The sequence below is a fragment of the Marinobacter sp. genome (assembly GCF_033722735.1).
Classification (GTDB): Bacteria; Pseudomonadota; Gammaproteobacteria; order Pseudomonadales; family Oleiphilaceae; genus Marinobacter.
The window spans coordinates 57,605-77,134 of sequence record NZ_JAWVYN010000011.1 but is presented as its reverse complement, the minus strand read 5'-3'; the positions used below and the strand labels follow the sequence as shown (position 1 = coordinate 77,134).

General features: G+C 64.0%; 19 protein-coding genes. 9 read left to right on the top strand and 10 right to left on the bottom strand.

Annotated elements, in window-relative coordinates:
* Positions 1 to 32 precede the first annotated feature (32 nt).
* From argB to coaBC, 4 genes are all read right to left on the bottom strand, one after another.
* The gene (argB, locus tag R3175_RS10075; RefSeq protein ID WP_318944141.1) at positions 33 to 929 is read right to left on the bottom strand and encodes an acetylglutamate kinase; all 897 of its coding nucleotides are present in this window, start codon (positions 927 to 929) and stop codon (positions 33 to 35) included.
* 66 nt (positions 930 to 995) lie between these two features.
* Positions 996 to 3,626, bottom strand: a complete 2,631-nt coding sequence (locus R3175_RS10070) for a phosphomannomutase/phosphoglucomutase (RefSeq protein ID WP_318944140.1) — start codon at positions 3,624 to 3,626, stop codon at positions 996 to 998.
* 94 nt (positions 3,627 to 3,720) lie between these two features.
* A complete protein-coding gene (gene dut, locus R3175_RS10065) occupies positions 3,721 to 4,182 on the bottom strand; it encodes a dUTP diphosphatase (RefSeq protein ID WP_318944139.1) in 462 nt (153 codons plus the stop codon).
* Positions 4,183 to 4,197: 15 nt separating this feature from the next.
* The gene (gene coaBC, locus R3175_RS10060; protein WP_318944138.1) at positions 4,198 to 5,412 is read right to left on the bottom strand and encodes a bifunctional phosphopantothenoylcysteine decarboxylase/phosphopantothenate--cysteine ligase CoaBC; all 1,215 of its coding nucleotides are present in this window, start codon (positions 5,410 to 5,412) and stop codon (positions 4,198 to 4,200) included.
* A 247-nt stretch (positions 5,413 to 5,659) separates the two neighbouring features.
* Here coaBC and radC point away from each other — a divergent pair, with 247 nt between their 5' ends.
* The 3 genes from radC to rpmG all read left to right on the top strand — a co-directional run bounded on the left by radC (position 5,660) and on the right by rpmG (position 6,947).
* A complete protein-coding gene (gene radC / locus R3175_RS10055) occupies positions 5,660 to 6,334 on the top strand; it encodes a RadC family protein (RefSeq protein WP_318944137.1) in 675 nt (224 codons plus the stop codon).
* Between the two features lie 209 nt (positions 6,335 to 6,543).
* Positions 6,544 to 6,780 carry a 50S ribosomal protein L28 gene (rpmB, locus tag R3175_RS10050; protein ID WP_092020087.1) on the top strand — a complete coding sequence of 79 codons (237 nt, stop codon included), beginning with the start codon at positions 6,544 to 6,546 and terminating at the stop codon, positions 6,778 to 6,780.
* 11 nt (positions 6,781 to 6,791) lie between these two features.
* Positions 6,792 to 6,947: a 50S ribosomal protein L33 gene (gene rpmG / locus R3175_RS10045; RefSeq protein WP_271979033.1), complete on the top strand. Its 156-nt coding sequence runs from the start codon at positions 6,792 to 6,794 to the stop codon at positions 6,945 to 6,947.
* 71 nt (positions 6,948 to 7,018) lie between these two features.
* On the opposite strand, the gene R3175_RS10040 is transcribed toward rpmG, so the two are convergent.
* The 3 genes from R3175_RS10040 to R3175_RS10030 form a co-directional block, all read right to left on the bottom strand.
* Positions 7,019 to 7,879, bottom strand: a complete 861-nt coding sequence (locus R3175_RS10040) for an endonuclease/exonuclease/phosphatase family protein (protein ID WP_318944136.1) — start codon at positions 7,877 to 7,879, stop codon at positions 7,019 to 7,021.
* 65 nt (positions 7,880 to 7,944) lie between these two features.
* The gene (locus R3175_RS10035) at positions 7,945 to 8,580 is read right to left on the bottom strand and encodes a thiol:disulfide interchange protein DsbA/DsbL (protein WP_318944135.1); all 636 of its coding nucleotides are present in this window, start codon (positions 8,578 to 8,580) and stop codon (positions 7,945 to 7,947) included.
* A 210-nt stretch (positions 8,581 to 8,790) separates the two neighbouring features.
* On the bottom strand, positions 8,791 to 9,399 hold the full coding sequence (locus R3175_RS10030; protein WP_318944134.1) for a c-type cytochrome: 609 nt from the start codon (positions 9,397 to 9,399) through the stop codon (positions 8,791 to 8,793).
* A gap of 176 nt (positions 9,400 to 9,575) precedes the next feature.
* Between R3175_RS10030 and yihA the strand changes: the two genes are divergently transcribed.
* Positions 9,576 to 10,229 carry a ribosome biogenesis GTP-binding protein YihA/YsxC gene (gene yihA, locus R3175_RS10025; protein ID WP_318944133.1) on the top strand — a complete coding sequence of 218 codons (654 nt, stop codon included), beginning with the start codon at positions 9,576 to 9,578 and terminating at the stop codon, positions 10,227 to 10,229.
* Positions 10,230 to 10,425: 196 nt separating this feature from the next.
* Here yihA and R3175_RS10020 read toward each other — a convergent pair whose 3' ends face one another.
* Positions 10,426 to 11,085: a TetR/AcrR family transcriptional regulator gene (locus R3175_RS10020; RefSeq protein ID WP_318944132.1), complete on the bottom strand. Its 660-nt coding sequence runs from the start codon at positions 11,083 to 11,085 to the stop codon at positions 10,426 to 10,428.
* Between the two features lie 232 nt (positions 11,086 to 11,317).
* On the opposite strand from R3175_RS10020, the gene R3175_RS10015 reads away from it, so the two are divergent.
* The 5 genes from R3175_RS10015 (at position 11,318) to R3175_RS09995 (ending at position 15,993) form a co-directional block, all read left to right on the top strand.
* Positions 11,318 to 12,763 carry a coniferyl aldehyde dehydrogenase gene (locus R3175_RS10015; RefSeq protein ID WP_318944131.1) on the top strand — a complete coding sequence of 482 codons (1,446 nt, stop codon included), beginning with the start codon at positions 11,318 to 11,320 and terminating at the stop codon, positions 12,761 to 12,763.
* Positions 12,764 to 12,819: 56 nt separating this feature from the next.
* On the top strand, positions 12,820 to 13,455 hold the full coding sequence (locus tag R3175_RS10010; RefSeq protein WP_318944130.1) for a hypothetical protein: 636 nt from the start codon (positions 12,820 to 12,822) through the stop codon (positions 13,453 to 13,455).
* Between the two features lie 19 nt (positions 13,456 to 13,474).
* Entirely contained in the window at positions 13,475 to 15,067 is a 1,593-nt protein-coding gene (locus R3175_RS10005; RefSeq protein WP_318944129.1) for a GMC family oxidoreductase, read from the top strand.
* A gap of 101 nt (positions 15,068 to 15,168) precedes the next feature.
* Positions 15,169 to 15,651, top strand: a complete 483-nt coding sequence (gene coaD / locus R3175_RS10000; RefSeq protein WP_318944128.1) for a pantetheine-phosphate adenylyltransferase — start codon at positions 15,169 to 15,171, stop codon at positions 15,649 to 15,651.
* Positions 15,652 to 15,744: 93 nt separating this feature from the next.
* Positions 15,745 to 15,993: a YfhL family 4Fe-4S dicluster ferredoxin gene (locus R3175_RS09995; RefSeq protein WP_318944127.1), complete on the top strand. Its 249-nt coding sequence runs from the start codon at positions 15,745 to 15,747 to the stop codon at positions 15,991 to 15,993.
* 45 nt (positions 15,994 to 16,038) lie between these two features.
* Here R3175_RS09995 and R3175_RS09990 read toward each other — a convergent pair whose 3' ends face one another.
* The gene (locus R3175_RS09990) at positions 16,039 to 17,331 is read right to left on the bottom strand and encodes a DUF945 family protein (protein WP_318944126.1); all 1,293 of its coding nucleotides are present in this window, start codon (positions 17,329 to 17,331) and stop codon (positions 16,039 to 16,041) included.
* A 41-nt stretch (positions 17,332 to 17,372) separates the two neighbouring features.
* Positions 17,373 to 19,511, bottom strand: coding sequence for a polyphosphate kinase 1 (gene ppk1 / locus R3175_RS09985; RefSeq protein ID WP_318944125.1), 2,139 nt, complete (start codon positions 19,509 to 19,511; stop codon positions 17,373 to 17,375).
* Positions 19,512 to 19,530: the final 19 nt, after the last annotated feature.

Genomic DNA, 19,530 nt, shown 5'->3' with positions numbered 1-19,530 from the left:
GCTCCTCTGACAGGTGGCACAGCCGGGCGGCGTCAGTTCCGGGAGATCAGTGTGCCCACGCCCTCATCGGTAAAAATTTCCAGCAGGGTGGCGTGGGCCACCCGCCCGTCGATGATGTGCGACGTCCGCACCCCCTGCTCCACCGCACTGAGGGCGCAACGGATCTTCGGTAACATGCCACCGTGGATGGTGCCATCCTCGATCAGGTCGTTGACCTGGCGGGCGGTCAAGCCGGTGAGCACCTCGCCGTCCTTGCTCTTCAGGCCGGACACGTTGGTCAGCAGGATCAGCTTCTCGGCCTGGACCGCCTCGGCCACCTTGCCGGCCACCAGATCGGCATTGATGTTGTAGGAGGCACCATCGTCGCCCACACCGATCGGCGCGATGACCGGGATCACGTTGCTGCGGGTGAGCATGTCGATCACTTCCACGTTCACCTGAGCGACCTCGCCCACGTGGCCGATGTCGATGATCTCCGGCCGGGCCAGTTCGTCGGAGTGCTGGGTCACTTCCAGCTTGCGGGCGCGGATCAGGTTGCCGTCCTTGCCGGTGAGCCCCACCGCGGTACCGCCCTGCTGGTTGATCAGCGATACGATTTCCTTGTTCACCTGGCCACCGAGCACCATCTCCACCACGTCCATGGTTTCACTGTCGGTGACCCGCATGCCGTTGACGAAGTGGGACTTGATGTTGAGCCGCTCGAGCAGGTCGCCGATCTGCGGGCCGCCGCCGTGAACCACGATGGGGTTGATCCCCACCAGCTTCATCAACACCATGTCACGGGCGAAGCTGCTCTTGAGCTCTTCGTTCTCCATGGCGTTGCCGCCGTACTTGATCACCACGGTCTTGCCGGTGAACCGTTGGATATAGGGTAAGCCCTTGCTTAATACTGCAGCCACCTGCATGGCCGTCTCACGATCCAGTGCCATTCGTTACACCTTCAGCTGTTCAGGTCGTTGGTCAGTTGTTCAGTTCGTCTGCGGCGCGGGGCGCCCTCAGAAATCCAGTACCAGGTCCGGGGCGATGCGTTGCAACTGGGCGCGGAACACCGACTTGATGCGCTCCAGCGCCGACTCGTCTTCCGCCTCGAAGCGCAGCACCAGCACCGGCGTGGTGTTGGAGGCCCGACACAGGCCCCAGCCGTCGGGATAGTCCACCCGGATGCCGTCGATGGTGCTCACACTGCCCTCGCCAAAGTCGCCCTCGGCGCTCAGCCGTTCCACCAGCGGGAACTTGCTGGCTTCGGTCACCTCCACATTGAGCTCGGGCGTGCTGATGTCCTCCGGGAAATCGGCAAACACCTCATCACTCTGGCGATCCTCAATCCCCAGAATCTCCAACAGCCGGGCCGCGGAATAGAGGCCGTCATCGAAGCCGTACCAGCGCTCCTTGAAGAACACATGGCCGCTCATTTCCCCGGCCAGCAAGGCGCCAGTTTCCTTCATCTTGGCTTTCATCAGCGAGTGACCGGTCTTCCACATGATCGGACGACCGCCGGCCTCGTTGATCACCCCCGCCAGGCGCCGGCTGCACTTGACGTCGTACAGCACGTCCGCGCCCGGGTTGCGGGAGACCACGTCACGGGCAAACAGCATCAGCAGGCGATCGGGCCAGATGATCTTGCCGCTGTTGGTGACCACCCCCAGCCGGTCGCCATCGCCATCGAACGCCACCCCCAGGTCGGCGCCTTCGTCCCGCACCCGCTGAATCAGGTCCGCCAGGTTGGCCGGCTTGCCGGGATCGGGGTGGTGATTGGGGAAGCTGCCATCCACCTCGCAGTACAGCGGGATGGCCTCACAGCCCAGCTCCTCGACCAGCAGTGGCCCCAGCTCACCGGCAATGCCGTTGCCGGCGTCCACCACCACCTTCAACGGCGCCGCCACGGCGATATCGCCGACGATCCGGTCCAGGTAGTCGCGGCGCACGTCCTGCTGGGACAGGCTGCCCTGCCCGCTGGCGAAATCGTTGGCCTGGATCCGCTGCTGCAGTTTCTGGATCGCCTCGCCGGACAGCGTCTCGCCCCCGAGCATCATCTTGAGCCCGTTGTAGTTGGCCGGGTTGTGGCTGCCGGTGACCATCACCCCGGAGCCGGTTTCCAGATGGTGGGTGGCGAAGTACAGCACCGGCGTGGGTACCGAGCCGATTTCAATCACGTTGCAACCGGTGGCCAGGATCCCCCGTGACAGCGCGGACGCCAGCTCCGGGCTGCTGTGGCGACCGTCGTAACCGACGCACAGGGTATCCAGGGCCCGCTGCCGGGCCTCACTGCCGATGGCCCGGCCAATCACCTCGACCACCTCCGGGGTCAGGCTTTCCCCGACGATGCCGCGGATGTCGTAGGCGCGAAAAATGTCCGCGGACACGTCCGTGGCCGGCGCCGCCACTTCCGCGATCTCCACCCCGGAACTGGCCTCCTGGGCCGCTCCCCCCAGTCCCAGCACATCGTCGTCGCCATCGAGCATGTCAATATCGAGCACGTCCTTGTCCTGGAACAGCGGCTCGTCACCCCCCGCCGCCGGCTGGTCGGCTGCGGCCGCCGGTGCCGCGGGCTTGCCCCGGGCCGCTTCAGCCGCCTTGAGCAGGCGCTTCTCGGTGGTCTGGGCCAACCGCTGTAGCGCCTCCCCCAACGCGGCGGTCATGTCCCAGCGGGCCGAGGGAAGTTTCTGGCGCTCGCCACTGAAGGTTTTCTGGGCCCATTGGATGAGCGCCGACACCTCCGCCCGCAGCCCCTTCTGGGCCTGGCCCAGCACCAGCCAGACCAACAGCGCCGCAAGCGCCAGCGGTACCATGACCACCGCCGCGGCAAGCACCGAGTCCACCAGGGGGGCCGGCGCCGCGGCCGGGGTATAGCGAAGACTCCAGTTGGGGGTGCTCAGGTCGAGCTCGATGCGCTCGCCACTGCCACTGCCCCGCTGGACCACCGTCGTGGCCTTGCCGGAAACCGTCTGGACCAGCGCCAGCCCGCCTTCCTGCTGCGGCATCAGGGTACTCAGGGTTGATGCCAGCGCGCCCGCCCTCATCAGCACCAGCAGGCTACCCGCCACCGCATCGTTGCTGGGTTTGCGCACGGTGGCGGCAAACTGGACATACCATTGGCCGTCCCGGGGAAAGGCATCCGGATGGAGCGGTCGGCCGGATTCCGCCCGCCGGGCCAAATCGAGACTGGCAAAACCGAGGGACGCCGAACCGATGGCCGAGCGCGGGATGTCGCCGTAGGGAAACAGGTAAACCGCCTCAATCTCGGGCATCAGGCTGTGCAACTCGGCAGCGACCGTCTCGGTCTCCACCGTGCCGGCCAGGGCATTGCGAACCCGTTGCTGCGACGCCATGCCGTCGACCAGCGCCTGCAACGCCCCCAGGCGCTGTTCCAGTCGGGCCTTGGCATGCTCGGCCATCAGGCGGGCGTGGTCAGCCTGACGCTCGGTCTCGGCCGGCAGCACCACCAAAAAATGCATTACCGCCGCGACCACCAGCCCGGCCAGCACGACGATACCGGCCTGCATCCCGGCAATGCTCGTCAGCTGCTTGAGGCCCGGCCCCCTGGGCCGTTTCGCCTTCTTGCCACTTTTGCCCTGTTTGCTGGCCGGTGCGTCCTCGACCGCTTCCTTTTTTTTACCCAGTTTCATAGCAAACCCTGCGTGACCGTTGACGCCCCTTTAAGGCACTGAATCTTATTGGAAAAGTATAGCCTCAATAGACTGTGCATGCCCGTTCGCGTTATCAACGGGTTCCGGTTGAACCAAATCCACCCGCGCCCCGGTCGCTGGTCTCGAATGACTCCACCACCTCAAATTCGGCCTGCACCACCGGCACCAGGATCAATTGGGCAATGCGCTCGCCCACCTCGATGGTGAACGGCCTCTGGCCACGGTTCCAGCAGGAAACCATCAGCTCGCCCTGATAATCCGAGTCGATCAGCCCCACCAGGTTGCCCAGCACGATGCCGTGCTTGTGGCCCAGGCCACTGCGGGGCAGGATCATCGCCGCCAGGGAGGGGTCCTCGATGTGGATGGCCAGCCCGGTCTTGAGCAATTCGGTCTCGCCCGGCGCCAGCGTCAGCGGCTGGTCCAGACAGGCCCGCAGATCCAGTCCGGCGGAGCCGTCGGTGGCGTATTCGGGGAAGGCGATGGTGTCGCCGATGCGGGCGTCCAGCACCCGCACCTGCAATTTACGTTTGGTCATCGGTAATCCTTGTCATTACGGCTTGGTCTGGTTAGCGCGAGCGGTCCGGTAGCGTTCGGCGATCAAGGACACCAGTCGCCCGGCCAGTGCGGTTTTACTCTCAGGCGCAAAGTCCTGCTGGCCGCCAGGCCAGAACACCGTGACCGCATTGTTGTCGCTGTTGAAGCCCACCCCGGGCTGGGACACGTCGTTGGCCACGATCATGCTGAGTTTCTTGCGTTGCATTTTATCGTTGGCGTACTTGGCCACGTCTGTGGTTTCTGCCGCAAACCCCACGGTAAACGGCGCATCCGGACGCCCGGCGATGGTGGCGAGGGTGTCCGGGTTGCGGACCAGCTCCAGCGACAGGTCGCTGGCGGTTTTCTTGATTTTCTGGTCGGCGCAGTTGGCGGGGCGATAGTCCGCCACCGCCGCGGTGGCGATAAAAATGTCACAGCCCCGGTCCACCGCCTCGCTTGCCGCGGCGAGCATGTCCTCGGCGGTCACCACCGATACCCGCGTGACGCCAGCCGGCCCAGCCAGGTTGACCGGCCCACTGACCAGGGTGACGTCCGCGCCGGCGGCCCGGGCCGCGGCTGCCAGGGCGTAGCCCATCTTGCCGGAACTGTGGTTGCTGATGTAACGCACCGGATCGATGGGCTCCCGCGTTGGGCCGGCGGTAATCACTAGGCGCAAACCGCTCAGCGGCCCCTCGCAAGCACCATTGAGCCGATCCGCCAGCGCCTGAGGCTCCAGCATGCGCCCCGGCCCGGTATCGCCGCATGCCTGCTCGCCCTGGTCCGGTCCCCACAGGGTGACCTGGGGGTCCGCCTGCAGCAGTTCCACGTTGCGCTGGGTGCGCCGGTTGCGCCACATCGCCTGGTTCATCGCCGGCGCCAGCACAATGGGAGCCTCGGTGGCACAACACAAGGTGGTCAGCAGGTCATCGGCCAGCCCCTGGGCCAGACGGGCCAGGAAGTCCGCCGAGGCCGGGGCCACCACCACGGTGTCCGCCCACTTGGCCAGCTCGATGTGGCCCATGCCCGCCTCGGCTTCCGGGTCCAGCAGGGAGGTTCGCACCGGCTCGCCACTGAGGGCCTGAAAGGTCAACGGGGCGACGAAGGCCTCGGCCCCCCGGGTCATCACCACACGCACCGCATGGCCCGACTTCTTCAGCAACCGGACCAGCTCCGCGCTCTTGTAAGCGGCAATTCCCCCGGTCACGCCCAGCAGAATTCGTTTCTGCGCCATGATCTCTCCAACTCCCGATGCCGGTACGCCGATGCCGCCTGGGCCATCGCCGTCGCTCAATGCTCACTCAAGACTCAGGAGACTCAGTCGAGCCTCTGAAATGAAAGGCTTATAAGATAGCACCGCAAGGCCCTCGCAAACAGCCCGGGATGCCCGGCCCACCAACGCCCGCCAGACCGGTCGTGGTACACTTGCGGGCCGGCGCAGGAGGCGCCGACTCCAACAACTTCAGAGAAAGGACTCCGCGATGACCAACGCCCCCTGGCCGACCGATGAACGGCCCCGGGAGCGGCTGCTGGCCCATGGCCCGGGCAGCCTCTCCGACGCAGAACTGCTGGCCATTTTCCTGCGTACCGGCACCGCCGGCATGCCGGTGATGGACCTGGCCCGCCACCTGATCGACAGCTTTGCCGGCCTACGGGGGTTGATGACCGCCTCACAGCGCCAGTTCTGCGAGATCCGGGGCCTGGGTACCGCCAAGTACGCCCAGGTCCAGGCCGCCATGGAGATGGCCAGACGGGTGATGGACGAGCCGTTGCGCCAGGGCAGTCCGTTGCGGTCCCCGGAAGACACCCGTGCCTACCTGCGCAGCCGCCTGGGCACTTACCCCCACGAGGTGTTCGCCGCCCTGCTGCTGGACAACCGCCATCGGGTCATACACTACCGGGAGCTGTTTCGTGGCACCATTGACGGCGCGGCGGTCTACCCCCGGGAGGTGGTCCGTCAGGCCCTGGAGGACAACGCCGCCGCGGTGATCTTCGCTCACAACCACCCTTCCGGCGTGGCCGAACCCAGCCAGGCCGACATCTCGCTCACCGCCCGGCTGAAAGAGGCCCTGGCGCTGGTGGATATCCGGGTATTGGACCATATGGTGGTGGGCCATGGCGAGGTGATCTCACTGGCGGAACGGGGGCTTGTCTAATCCCCTGGCGAGCGATTCCCGGCGGCACCGGCAAAAAAGCTGGCCAATTTCCCAACAATTTTTTGCGTTAGGGGGGCAGTTCTGGTATAAAAGCGTCCCTTTCTGGCGGAGTCTGGCGGGCAGCGCGTGCACCCCAAGGCGCAAGTAGCAACCAGAGACGCGATTTAACGAATTCGTTTAGTAGACCAACGCTCAGGTCGGAGGCAAGTATGTCCAGAGTTTGTCAGGTAACCGGTAAGCGGCCGGTAACCGGTAACAATGTTTCTCACGCGATGAACCACACCAAGCGTCGTTTTCTGCCCAACCTGCAGAACCACCGCTTCTGGGTTGAGTCTGAGAAGCGCTTTGTAAAGCTGCGCGTATCCACCAAGGGCATGCGCATCATCGATAAAAAAGGCATTGACGCTGTGCTGGCCGATCTTCGCGCCCGCGGCGAGAAAGTTTAAGGAGCCGCATCATGCGCGAGAAGATCAAGCTGGTTTCATCTGCAGGTACTGGTCACTTCTACACGACCACCAAGAACAAGCGCAACACCCCGGAAAAGGTCGAGATCAAGAAGTACGACCCGGTGGTTCGCAAGCACGTTGCGTACAAGGAAGCCAAGATCAAGTAACTCCGATCTGGCGACCACAAAAAACCCGGCACCAAGCCGGGTTTTTTTATGGGTAAACGGTCACTGCCGGCTCAGTATTTCTCCAGATAGCCCTTGGGCAGGGCGATATCCATGGCGATGGGCAGGTGATCGGACAGCGGGTAGCTCACCACCTCCGAACGGCGGATCTCCAGGCTGGGACTCACCAGGATATGATCCAGTGCCCGCTCGGGCCGCCAGCTAGGAAAACTGTGCGCGGTTGAGGGTAACGGCACCAGATCCGTTTCCCGCAGCGGCGTCTCTTCCAGCAACTCCTCGGCGTGATTGTTCATATCCCCCATCAGCACCACGTGCTCGTACTCCGCAATCAGTTCGCGGATGTAGCCCAACTGGCGCTGCTGGGCGGACCGGCTCAGGGACAGGTGCATCATCACCAGTACCAGCGGGTCCTCCTCCACCCCGTAACGGGCAATGATGGCGCCGCGACCGGGAATCAGCGCCGGTAGGCGGTGCTCGGTGACATCCAGCGGCCGGTAGCGGCTGAGCAGGCCGTTGCTGTGCTGGGCCAACGGCCCCAGGTTGCGATTCAGCTGCTGATGCCAGTAGGGAATCCCTGCCGCCTCGGCCAGGTACTGCACCTGGTTGATGTAGCCGCTGCGCAGGCTGCCGCCATCACACTCCTGCAGGGCCACCACATCGTAGCTGCGTAGCAGGGCCGCGATGCGGTCCAGGTTTTCGATGCGGCGGCGATGGGGCAGGAGGTGCTGCCAGCTGCGTGTCACGTAATGGTGGTAGGACGAGGTATTGATACCGACCTGGATATTGAAGGTCAGCAAGCGGATATGGCGCTGGGGCTCGAAGTCCGGCACATGCACCTCGCCGGAACAGGCCCCCCGGGGAACGGCCTCCGCCCCCGGCACCCCCGTGAATTGCTTGCGGATACGCTTGTACATGACTCGATATTCACCAATCGACAGGGGCGATCCAGCCGGCCACCTTACCCGCCCCCCTACGGACTTCATTCGACGGCGGCGCGCTCCTGCTCAATCAGGTAATCCACCACCTCGATCATCTGCTCGTGGCCACCCGCGGTGCTTCCGCTGACTTTGTACTTCCCATTTACCAGCATAGTCGGAACACCGGTGATGCGCGCCCCCCGAACCTTTGCCTGGGCCTGCTGGAACCGGGCGTTCACGCCGAAGCTGTTGAACGCCTTGGTAAAGGCCTCGGGGTCGACGTCGTAGTCGGCCAGGAACCCGGCCAGTGCCTCGACGTTGTTGAGCGGCCGACGTTCGCCCGCGATCGCATCGAACAGCGCGTCGTTGGTGGTCGGATTCATCTCGCCCAGGGCTTCCAGGGCATAGAAGGTGCGGGCGTGAACCTCCCAGGTCCGTCCCAGGGCCGCCGGCAGCATGGCGAACTCGACGTCTTCGGGCAGGTCCTCCTCCCAAGCCTCGACCAGCGGCTTGAAGTCGTAACAATGGGGGCAACCGTACCAGAACACCTCCAGCACCTCGATCCGGTCCTCGCTGGTGGTGCGAATCGGATCTTCCAAACGCTCATAATGACGCCCTTCTTGCCACTGGGGCTCGGCCTGGACCGCAAAGGTGGCCACCAACAGTAACCACAGCGTCATTTTCAGCATTCTGATCATAGCAAGTCTCCGGTTTGCAAAAGGTGTTGATAGTGAAGTTCGACCTGACGGTCCCAAGCTGTCTGTGAGTCCACCGCATTGTATAAGCTCCCGGCAGGGCACCAATTATGACCCAGCCCCGGCAACGCTAGCCACACCCGCCGGGTTACACCCGCGTAACCCACAAAAAAACCCGCCGAAGCGGGTTTTTGATCGGCGCACCAGCAATAATCAGTGCAGACCGGACACGTAGCTGGCCACGGCCTCGATCTCGGCGTCGGTCAGGCGTGCCGCCACGTCAGCCATGATCTGGGCGTTCGGGGTGCCCGAGCGGGTGCCGTCGCGGAACGCCTTCAGCTGCTTGGCCACGTACTCGGCATTCTGACCACCCAGACGGGGGTAGCCCGCCGGCTCGTTACCCTTGCCCTGCGGGTTGTGGCAGCCGGCACAGGCAGGCACGCCGGAGGCCAGGTTACCACCGCGATAGAGGGCGGCACCGCGATCGACCAGCTCCGGGTCGGCCTGACCGATTGGCGTGCTCTGCTGGTTAAAGTAGGCCGCCAGGTCCTGCAGGTCCTGATCGGACAGGTTGTTCAGCAGGCCGGTCATTTCCGGCACCGTGCGGGCCCCGGACTTGATATTGCTCAGCTGGCGGTACAGGTAGTTTTCACCAATACCCGCCAGTTTCGGGTAGGTCGCCATGACAGGCTGGGCGCCGCCCTGGCCGTGACAGCCGGCGCATACCGCCGCATTCTGTTGGCCTGCTTCAGGATTTCCTGCCCCGTGCGCCAGCGCAGTGAGGCCAACGCCGAGAACAACACCTGCGATCAGTTTCTTCATGCTCGCTCCGCTTCTCTCTCATCTCAAAAAGATTATTTGTCTTGCAGCCGGCAGGCACAGGCCGTCCAGGCTTTAACCGGGGCTGTCGGCAGCGACGCTCGGCGTGCCGCCCAAAATTGGTGTAGCATTATACATTAATCCCTGATAACTGAAATCCAATAGGAAAACCGAATTCCGTGACGGATGACCAACAGCCCAAACCCGTATCGTTCAACAGCGCCCGCTTCCTGATCAGCGCCTCCCGGTTGCAGGAGTGTCCGCCGGATTTCGGCGCCGAGGTGGCATTTGCCGGACGCTCCAACGCCGGCAAGTCCAGCGCCATCAACTGCATCACCGGCCATGGCAAACTGGCACGCACCAGCAAGACGCCGGGCCGGACCCGGCTGATCAATTTCTTCTCCCTCAACCGCGAACACTGCCGTCTGGTGGATCTGCCGGGCTACGGCTATGCCAAGGTTTCAAGGGACATGAAGGACGACTGGCAGCAGCACCTGGGCCATTACCTGAATGCCCGGCGCTGTCTACGCGGCTTGGTGCTGGTGATGGACATCCGCCACCCGCTGACCGACTTCGACCAGATGATGGTGGAGTGGTGTGAGCACAATGGCCTGCCGCTGACCATCCTCGCCACCAAGGCCGACAAGCTCAAGTTCGGTCAGGCCAAGACCACCATGCTGACCATTGGCAAGAAACTGAAGGCCTTCAGCTGTGTGCAACACCTGGTGATGTTCTCCGCCACCTCCAAGCGTGGCGTGGACGAGACCCGGGAGATCCTGGCGGACTGGCTGGAGCAGCCCATCGAGGAGGCTCCGGAGATTCAGCAGGTCTGAGGCGGCCAAAAAAAAGCCGGCTCACCATTGGCGGCGCCGGCAATACGTCAGGGTTTGCGACGTGCTAAAACCTGAGAACTCACTCAGGAGACGCCCCGGATGTCCGAATCCATCAGCGTCGAAATTAAGACCCGGAAATTGATCAAAAGTTCCACAATTTTTGTGTCGACCCCGTTCCGCGTTCCGGCCGCCCCCCTTAGATCCCGTTGTCCGGCAAGTCCGGGCGGTACTGCTCCCGCAACGTCATCACCCGGTCATAGAACTCCGCCGTCAGGTAGGGAATTTCGAGGGTCAGCACCTGGTAGATGCCCTGCCGCATCCGCTTGGTCGACAGGCTGCTGTCCATCTCGGTGCCATGGGCGGTCTTGAGGAAGGCCATCCAGTTGGTGATCACCAGCCAGACGTTCAGCGACATGGCCCGGCGCAATTCCTCCGACTGCCGCTGGATCACCCCGCCGTCGGTCAGCCCGAGGAAGATTCGGTCGATGGCCACCAGGCAGCGGTTGGTGAACTCCCGGTAGTCCTGACGCAGTCGTTCGTCACTGTCGAGCAGGAACTCCAGGTCCCGGTGGAAGAAACGGTAGGCCCACAGGCCATCGAATACCGACTCCAGGTAGAACTTCATGTCGTCCAGGGTGAGCGGACGATCGTCCGGTATCTGCAGGTAATAGTCCACCAGCTTCTCATACTCGAGAAAGATCTCGTAGATGATGTCGGACTTGTTGCGAAAGTGGTAATACAGGTTGCCCGGAGAGATCGCCAGATGCGCGGCGATGTGATTGGTGGTGACATTGCGCTCCCCACGCTCATTAAACAGCTCCAGGCTGGCCAGGATAATCTTGTCTCTGGTTTTCATACGCTCACAGTAATTGTTGTTGTTCGCCCCGCCATTGACCCGCGAGACGGGGTGACCCGTTGCACCCGTTATTCCCGTTATTTCGTTGGCTTGACGGCTAGAGTATATACTCTAATAATAGCAGTGAGCGCAAATTGGACAATTTACGCACAATCGTCCGATACCGCGATCCGATTTGAAACCGCCTGCGCCCGCATTCCGGGAGCACACCGGCGGACACGAGGAGAGAGCTATGGGTGCGACCGTCATTGAACTGACCGAGAGCAAGAAGCAGATTCAACACACCGGGCAAGTGTTAGCGGCTCAACGCGCAGCGTTTCGCAAGAACCCCATGCCATCGCTGGCAGAGCGGCAGGAAAACCTGAAGCGGCTCAAACGCGCCCTGCTCACCCACGAAGAGCGCCTGATCCAGGCCATCGACAAGGATTTCAGCTGCCGTTCCCGCGACGAGACCCGGATCGCCGAAGTGATGCCGTCGGTGCAGGGCATCAACTACGCCATGAAAAACCTTGGCGACTGGATGAAGCCCTCGAAGCGCCACGTGTCGGTGCTGTTTCGCCCGGCCAGCAACCAGGTGAGCTACCAGCCCAAGGGCGTGGTGGGCATCATCGTGCCCTGGAACTACCCGCTGTTCCTGGCGGTCGGCCCCCTGGTGGCGGCCCTGGCGGCAGGCAACCGGGCGATGATCAAGATGTCCGAGTTCACCCCCCACACCTCCGCCGTGTTCCACGACATCATCACCAGCACCTTCCCGGAAGACCTGGTCGCCGTCATCCTGGGGGAAGCGGAGGTGGCCGCCGACTTCTCCGGCCGGGCCTTCGACCACCTGCTGTTCACCGGCTCCACCTCGGTGGGCAAACTCGTCATGCGGGCGGCGGCGGAGAACCTGACCCCGGTGACCCTGGAACTGGGTGGCAAGTCCCCCGCCCTGCTGTCGGCGGATGTGCCCATGACCGACGCGGCCCAGCGCCTGGCGTTCGGCAAGGCCTTCAACGCCGGCCAGACCTGCGTCGCCCCGGACTACGTGCTGTGCCCGGCAGACCGCACCCAGGCCTTCGTTGACGAGTTCCGCACCCAGTTCTCCAACATGTACCCCACCCTGCGGGACAACGAGGACTACACCGCCATCATCAACGAGCGCCAATACCAGCGGCTGCAGGCCTATCTGGACGACGCCCGCGAGAAGGGGGCCGAGCTGATCGAGATCAACCCCGCGCGGGAGAGCCTCAAGGACGGCACCCGCAAGATCCCGCTGACCCTGGTGCTCAAGACCACGCCGGACATGAAGGTGATGCAGGACGAGATCTTCGGCCCGATCCTGCCGATTGTCAGCTACGGCAGCCTGGACGAGGCCATCCACTACATCAACGAGCGACCGCGGCCGCTGGCGCTGTATTACTTCGGCTACGACCGGAGCCTGCAGAATCACGTGGTGGAGAATACCCATTCCGGCGGCATGTGCATCAACGACGCGCTGATGCACGTGGCCCAGGACGACCTGCCCTTCGGCGGTATCGGCGATTCCGGTATGGGGCACTACCACGGCAGGGAAGGTTTCCTGACTTTTTCCCATCACCGTTCTATCTTTACCAAGCAACGGTTCAACAGCGGCAAGTTTGTCTACGCCCCCCATGGCACCGCCATGCACAAGATGGTGTACAAGCTGTTCATCCGCTGACGTCCCGACAACGACTCAACCGCAAGACGGCATTACAACAATAAGAGCGTCTCTTTATGCCACACCGCCCCTGCCAGGATAAGGCGGCGCCCGACGATCCCGGGCGCCGCCAATTGCTGAAAACCGGCCTTGGAGGCGCCCTGCTGCTCTCCGGGGCCAGCCTCACCGCCGCCCTATCCGGCTGCGCCACCACACCCGCCGGCCAGCAACCGGGGGATGCCGCCCAAGCCACCGACGGTTACCGGTTCCGCTTCCTGACCGCTGACGACATCGTGCTGTTTGAGGCCCTGTTGCCGGCGATCATTGGCTCGGCCATGACCGAGCAGCCGGAGGAGCGGCGCCTGCAGATCCGCGCCACCATCGAACGCATCGATGCCGCCATCGTCCGGTTCGGCCCCACCAACCAGGCGGAACTGCGCAAACTGTTCGACCTGCTCAACCTGGGGTTGACCCGGGTCACCGTGGCCCGGGTCTGGTCCAGCTGGCCCAACGTGACCACCGCCGAGGCCGAGGCCTTCCTCGAGCGCTGGCGCTCCAGCGGTATCGGCCTGTTCAACAAGGGCTACATCGCGCTGACCAAGATCAGCAATGTGGCCTTCTACGGCCACCGCGACCATTGGTCAGTGAGCGGTTATCCGGGGCCCCAGGACTGGGCCACCCGGAGCCTGCCACAATTCCACCCCCCCGCCTGACCCCAACCTGGAGTATGAGATGGCTGTAAACGATCCCATTGCCGAGGGCCTGGCGAAAGGCTGGGCGGTCACCGACGGCGCCACCCTGCACCAGGACCAGACCCTGGAAGCCGACGTGGTGGTCATCGGCACCGGTGCCGGTGGCGGCACCAGCGCCGAGATCCTTGCCCGCGCCGGGCTGTCGGTGCTGATGGTGGAAGAGGGCCGCCTTTACCACCAGAAAGACTTCCGGATGGACGAACTCACCGCCTACGCCACCCTCTACCAGGAAGGCATGAGCCGAGTGACCCGAGACGGCGCCATCGCCATCCTGCAGGGGCGCTGCGTGGGCGGTTCCACCACGGTGAACTGGACTTCCAGCTTCCGCACCCCGGAACCCACCCTGAACTTCTGGGCCGACCGCTTCGGCCTCGAGGACCTGCGCCCCGACCAGCTGGCCCCCTGGTTTGACGGTCGCACCCAGCGCCACAACATCGCCCCCTGGCAGGTGCCCCCGAACGCCAACAACGACACCCTGAAACGGGCCTGCGAACAACTGGGCTGGTCCTGGGCGGTGATCCCCCGCAATGTCAAGGCCTGCTGGAACCTGGGCTACTGTGGCGTGGGCTGTCCCACCAACGCCAAGCAGGGCGCCCTAACCACCACCGTACCCGGCGCGCTGGACCACGGGGCCCGCCTTATCCACGGCCTGCGGGCCGACCGCCTGGTACTGGACCAGGACCGTATCACCCATCTGGAGGCCACCCCGTTCGAGGCGGACGGCGTCACGGCCAAGCCGGTGCGCCTCCAGGTCCGCGCCCGCCACTTCGTGGTGGCCGCCAGCGCCATCGGCACGCCGGGACTGCTGCTGCGCTCGGAGCTGCCGGATCCCTATGAGCGGCTGGGCAAGCGCACCTTCCTCCATCCGGTCAACGCCACGGTGGCGGAGATGCCGGAGCGGACCGACCCCTACTACGGTGCCCCCCAATCCATCTACTCCGACGAGTTCAACTTCAAGCAGGGGGTGGACGGTCCCGCCGGCTTCAAGCTGGAAGTGCCGCCCCTGCACCCGGCCATGGCCAGCGGGGTGTTGCCCGGTCACGGTGAGGCCATGCGCGACAACCTGGCCCGACTGCCCTGGCTGCAGTCGATGCTGGCGCTGGTGCGTGACGGCTTCCACCCCGACAGTGAGGGCGGCACCGTCAGCCTGCGGGACGACGGCAGTCCGGTGCTGGACTATCCGGTGACCGACTACCTCTGGCAGGGGCTTCGCCAGGCCTACCTGCGCATGGCCGAGGCCCAATTCGCCGCCGGTGCCAAGCAGGTGCGGCTGGTCCACATGGACTCGCCCTGGTATCGCTCCTGGACGGAAGCCCGCGCCGCGATCGCCGGCATCCCCATGGAGCTGCATCGCGCCCGACTATTCACCGCCCACCAGATGGGCGGCTGCGGCATGGGGCAAGATCCGCGGGAATCCGTGGTCGACGGTTTTGGCCGTCACCACCAGGTCGCCAACCTTAGCGTGCATGACGCCTCGCTGTTCCCCACCAGTATCGGCGCCAACCCACAGCTGTCGGTCTATACCCTGGCCGCACGCAACAGCAGCCACCTGGTCCACCGACTCACGGGCTGAACGGGCGGGCGTTCCACCACCGCGACAAAGGTGGGATGCCCGGCCAACATTTGGCCCGGATGCTGGTATGCTACCCGCTTCCAGACCAGAAGGAGCCCAGTATGCCCACTGTCATTTATCCCGGAACCTTTGACCCGATCACCAACGGCCATACCGACCTGATCGAACGGGCCGGCAAGCTGTTTGACCAGGTGGTGGTTGCGGTGGCCTACAGCCCGAAGAAGCAGCCGCTGCTGAGCCTGGAGGAGCGGGTTGAGCTGGTGGAACAGGCCACCAGCCACCTGGACAATGTGCGGGTCACCGGATTCAGCAACCTGCTGGCGGAATTCGTCCGCGACCAGGGGGCATCCGTGATCCTGCGGGGACTGCGGGCGGTGTCGGATTTCGAGTACGAGTTCCAGCTGGCGGACATGAACCGTCACCTGGCGCCGGAAGTGGAGAGCGTGTTCCTGACCCCGGCCAACCACCTGTCCTACATCTCCTCCACCCTGATCCGGGAAATCGCCTCCCTGGGCGGGGATGTCTCGGAATTTGTGGCGCCGGTGGTGGCCGAGGCCCTGAACCGGAAATTCGGCAGAAGCTGAACAACCGACAATCGGGAGCACAATCATTCGCCAAATAGGCGGCGGTTTCCGGTAGAATAGCGGTGTTTCAGCAAGACCCCGAGGTGTAGCCCGATGGCCCTGATGATTACCGACGAATGCATCAACTGCGACGTCTGTGAACCGGAATGTCCCAACGAAGCCATTTCGCCGGGGGACGAGATTTACGTGATCGATCCCAACAAGTGCACCGAGTGCGTCGGCCACTACGACGAGCCCCAGTGCCAGGCCGTCTGCCCGGTGGACTGCATACCGGTGGACCCGGAACGGGTGGAGAACCAGGAACAGTTGATGGCGAAGTACCACCAGCTCACCGGTCAGTAAGTGCTGACCGCCCCGTTCGCCAGAACGGGGCTGAAACCTTCCCCCTCAGATCATCGGTGGCAGCGGCCATACCTGACCGTTGATGTCCACCTCCAGATCCTGCAGATGCGCCTTCAGGCGCAGGCGGTTGCCGTCCGGCACCAACAGCCCCTGCTCGATGGCCGGCAGCAGCTGGGGCCGCAACGCCGGGTATTGCTCCAGCAGCGCCTCCGGCACACTGAGCTCCAGCTCGCCCTCGAGCCCCGGCATCACCATCAGCATCTGCTGGCGTGCCGGTTCGTCCAACTGCGGATGACGCAGTGCCAGCGAGCCGGTCATGGCCCCCGCCGGCGTCTGCAGGCTCAGCTCCGGCATGTTCAGTGAAATGCCGTGACCGGCCAACTGCCGGAGTGCCTCCGACACCTGGGCCATCACCTGTCGCTGGCGCTCAAACTGCGCCTGCGGTGCCAGGCTGGCCATCGCCGACCCCAGGGTCTGCAACTGGCCCAGCGCATCGGTCAGCCGGTTCCAGCTGTCCACTTCCGCGCCCGCCAGCTCGAACGAAAGCCGGTGGGGACCGATGCTCTGGTCGTCCACCACCACGTTCTCCAACGCCAGCTCGGAGTGGGAGGTGAAGCGCCGGTCGCCGTCCTCGCTGGTCGTCTCACTGGTCACGGTGAGGTTTTCCAGGGCCACCGAGGCCCGGGCATCGTCCACCAGCTCCAGCCGGGCCATGCGAATCTCGCCCTCGCCGGCCCAGACATCGCCCTTGATCCGGGCCATGCTCTGGCTCAGTCGCAGGTCGTCCATCCCGACGCGCATGCCCGGCCCCCGCACCGCCAGGCCCGGCCAGCGCAGGTCCATGTCCACCTGGCGTCCGCCGTCACCGATCTCCGCCCAGCCGTAGCTCTCCGCCAGGTTCAGGCTTTCCCCGGTGTCGGGATCGTCCACGCTGATGGCCGGCACCTCCAGCTCCACCAACACGGTGCCCCAGAGCCGGGTGTCCACCACCAGACGGGGCTGTTCCTGCGGGAACAGTTCGGCGGCGGCCTCGCCAAACGCCTGCTCGAGGGAGAACCGCAATTCGCTGCCCCAGAGCCGGTGGCTCACCTCGCCGTGGTAGGGAATGGCGGTGGTCTCTCCGGTCTGGGGGTTCTGGATAATAAGCGTCCCGGCCAGATCGGCGCCCAGATAACGGCGGTCGTAGTGCTCGGTCGCCAGCTCAAACAGCGACTGGCTTGTATTCAGTTCGTCAGTGGCCTGCCGCCACTGGCGCTCGGTCACGCTGCCCACCACCCAGGGCGCGGCGGCCGCGGTTACCAGCGCGAGTCCGCCGGCCAACATCCATTTTCTGTTCACAGATCCTGCTACTCCCGTCTTGGGCCGACAGAGCCGGCCACCTACTTGCCGGTCAGGCGCTCCAGCAGCACCAGCTGCGATGCGAAACGCTCCTCCCCCTCTGCCGGATGATTCTGGACGTACTGGCCATCGGCCTGCAAGACCCAGCTCTGGCAGTTGTCCGCCAGGTAGGCGTCCAGTTCGCCGCGAAGGCGTTCGGCCAGGTCCTTGTCCTCCACCGGGAAGGCCACTTCCACCCGGTTGATCAGGTTGCGCACCATGCCATCGGCGCTGGAACAGTAGACCTCCGGCTTGCCGTTGTTGCCGAAGCTGTAGACCCGGGTGTGCTCCAGGAAGCGACCGATGATGGAGCGCACGTGAATGTTCTCCGACAGCCCCGACACGCCCGGCCGCAAACAGCAGATGCCGCGGATGATCAGATCCACCCGCACCCCGGCCTGGGACGCCCGATACAGCGCCAGCATCACTTCCGGCTCGGTCAGGGCATTGATCTTGAACACGATGTGGCCCTTCTCGCCATAGCCGGCCTCCCGGTCAATCAGCTCGATCAGCTTCTTGTGCAGGGTGAAGGGGGCGTGGAACAGCTTCTTGATCTTCAGCGCCTTGCCCATGCCGGTGAGCTGCTGGAACAGTTTGTTGACGTCATCACCGAGGGCATCGTCACAGGACAACAGACTGTAGTCGGTGTACAAGCGGGCATTGCCAGCGTGGTAGTTGCCGGTACCCAGGTGGACGTAGCGCTTCAGGCGCCCTTCCTCGCGGCGCACAATCAGGATCATCTTGGCGTGGGTCTTGAAACCTACCACGCCGTAGACCACGATCACCCCGGCCTCCTGCAGGCGGCTGGCCAGTTCCAGGTTTTCCGCCTCGTCGAAACGGGCCCGCAGCTCGATCACCGCGGTCACCTCCTTGCCCCGACGGGCGGCGTCCATCAGCGCCTCGACGATCTCGGAATCGGCGCCGGTGCGATACAGGGTCTGGCGAATCGCCAGCACCTGGGGATCCTTGGCTGCCTGGCGCAGGAAATCGATGACCGGAGTGAAGCTCTCATAGGGATGCAGCAGCAACACCGGCTTCTGACGGATGACGTCGAAAATGTCTTCGCTGTTGCGGATCTTCTTCGGCACCGCCGGGGAGAACCCCGGATACACCAGGTCTTCCCGCTCCACCAGGCCGCTCACCGCCATCAGCCGGGTCAGGTTGACCGGCCCATGCACCTGATACAGATCCCGCTCGGTGAGGCCGAACTCCCGCAACAGGAATTGCACCAGTTCTTCCGGGCAGTTGTCCGCCACCTCCAGCCGCACGCCATCGCCGAAGCGACGGCTGAGCAGCTCGCCACGCAACGCCGAGGCCAGGTCTTCCAGGTCGTCTTCCAGCTCCAGGTCGGCGTTTCGGGTCAGGCGGAACTGGTAGCAGCCCTTCACTTCCATACCCGGGAACAGCTCGTCGGCGTGGGCGTGGATCATCGACGACAGGAACACCAGGTTGTCGCCGCCGTCGCACACCTCATCCGGCAACCGCACCAGACGAGGCAGCGATCGGGGCGCCGGCACGATGGCCATCCCGGTCTCCCGGCCGAAGGCATCCTTGCCGTCCAGTTCGACAATAAAGTTCAGACTCTTGTTGACCAGCCGCGGGAAGGGGTGGGACGGGTCCAGCCCAATGGGGTTAACCACCGGCAGGATCTCGTCCTCGAAGTAGCGCCTTACCCACTCCGCCTGCGCCGCAGTCCATTCGCGACGGCGGACGAAGTGGATGTTCTCCTTCTCCATCTCCGGGATCAGCACGTTGTTGAGGATGTCGTACTGTTCGGCGATGTACTGATGCGCCACCTGGCTGATTTCGCTCAGCAGCTGATTGGGCAGCATGCCGTCCGGGCCGACGCTCTCGCGGCCATACTTGATCTGCTGACGCAGCCCGGCAACCCGGATCTCGAAGAACTCATCCATGTTGCTACTGAAGATACAGCAGAAAATCAGCCGGTTGAGGAGGGGATGAGTGGGATCCAGCGCCTGCTGCAACACCCGGTAATTGAACTGCAGATGACTGAGCTCCCGGTTGAAGTAGTTCTCGCTGGCGGTCGGATCAATCGCCGGCAGCAATTCCCCGGCGCCGGCTGCCTGCTCCTCCAGCGCCTCATTGGCGGGTGTCAGGGCGTTCGCAGATTCCGTACTCATCTCGCTAGGATCCTTGGCT

Coding starts and splice junctions, on each gene's coding strand:
- R3175_RS10010 (WP_318944130.1), top strand. CDS start 12,820: ATGCCACACCGCCCCTGCCAGGATAAGGCGGCGCCCGACGATCCCGGG.
- dut (WP_318944139.1), bottom strand. CDS start 4,182: ATGACCAAACGTAAATTGCAGGTGCGGGTGCTGGACGCCCGCATCGGC.
- R3175_RS10070 (WP_318944140.1), bottom strand. CDS start 3,626: ATGAAACTGGGTAAAAAAAAGGAAGCGGTCGAGGACGCACCGGCCAGC.
- R3175_RS10040 (WP_318944136.1), bottom strand. CDS start 7,879: ATGTACAAGCGTATCCGCAAGCAATTCACGGGGGTGCCGGGGGCGGAG.
- ppk1 (WP_318944125.1), bottom strand. CDS start 19,511: ATGAGTACGGAATCTGCGAACGCCCTGACACCCGCCAATGAGGCGCTG.
- coaBC (WP_318944138.1), bottom strand. CDS start 5,412: ATGGCGCAGAAACGAATTCTGCTGGGCGTGACCGGGGGAATTGCCGCT.
- coaD (WP_318944128.1), top strand. CDS start 15,169: ATGCCCACTGTCATTTATCCCGGAACCTTTGACCCGATCACCAACGGC.
- R3175_RS10005 (WP_318944129.1), top strand. CDS start 13,475: ATGGCTGTAAACGATCCCATTGCCGAGGGCCTGGCGAAAGGCTGGGCG.
- rpmG (WP_271979033.1), top strand. CDS start 6,792: ATGCGCGAGAAGATCAAGCTGGTTTCATCTGCAGGTACTGGTCACTTC.
- R3175_RS09995 (WP_318944127.1), top strand. CDS start 15,745: ATGGCCCTGATGATTACCGACGAATGCATCAACTGCGACGTCTGTGAA.
- R3175_RS10030 (WP_318944134.1), bottom strand. CDS start 9,399: ATGAAGAAACTGATCGCAGGTGTTGTTCTCGGCGTTGGCCTCACTGCG.
- R3175_RS10035 (WP_318944135.1), bottom strand. CDS start 8,580: ATGATCAGAATGCTGAAAATGACGCTGTGGTTACTGTTGGTGGCCACC.
- R3175_RS10020 (WP_318944132.1), bottom strand. CDS start 11,085: ATGAAAACCAGAGACAAGATTATCCTGGCCAGCCTGGAGCTGTTTAAT.
- radC (WP_318944137.1), top strand. CDS start 5,660: ATGACCAACGCCCCCTGGCCGACCGATGAACGGCCCCGGGAGCGGCTG.
- argB (WP_318944141.1), bottom strand. CDS start 929: ATGGCACTGGATCGTGAGACGGCCATGCAGGTGGCTGCAGTATTAAGC.
- R3175_RS10015 (WP_318944131.1), top strand. CDS start 11,318: ATGGGTGCGACCGTCATTGAACTGACCGAGAGCAAGAAGCAGATTCAA.
- rpmB (WP_092020087.1), top strand. CDS start 6,544: ATGTCCAGAGTTTGTCAGGTAACCGGTAAGCGGCCGGTAACCGGTAAC.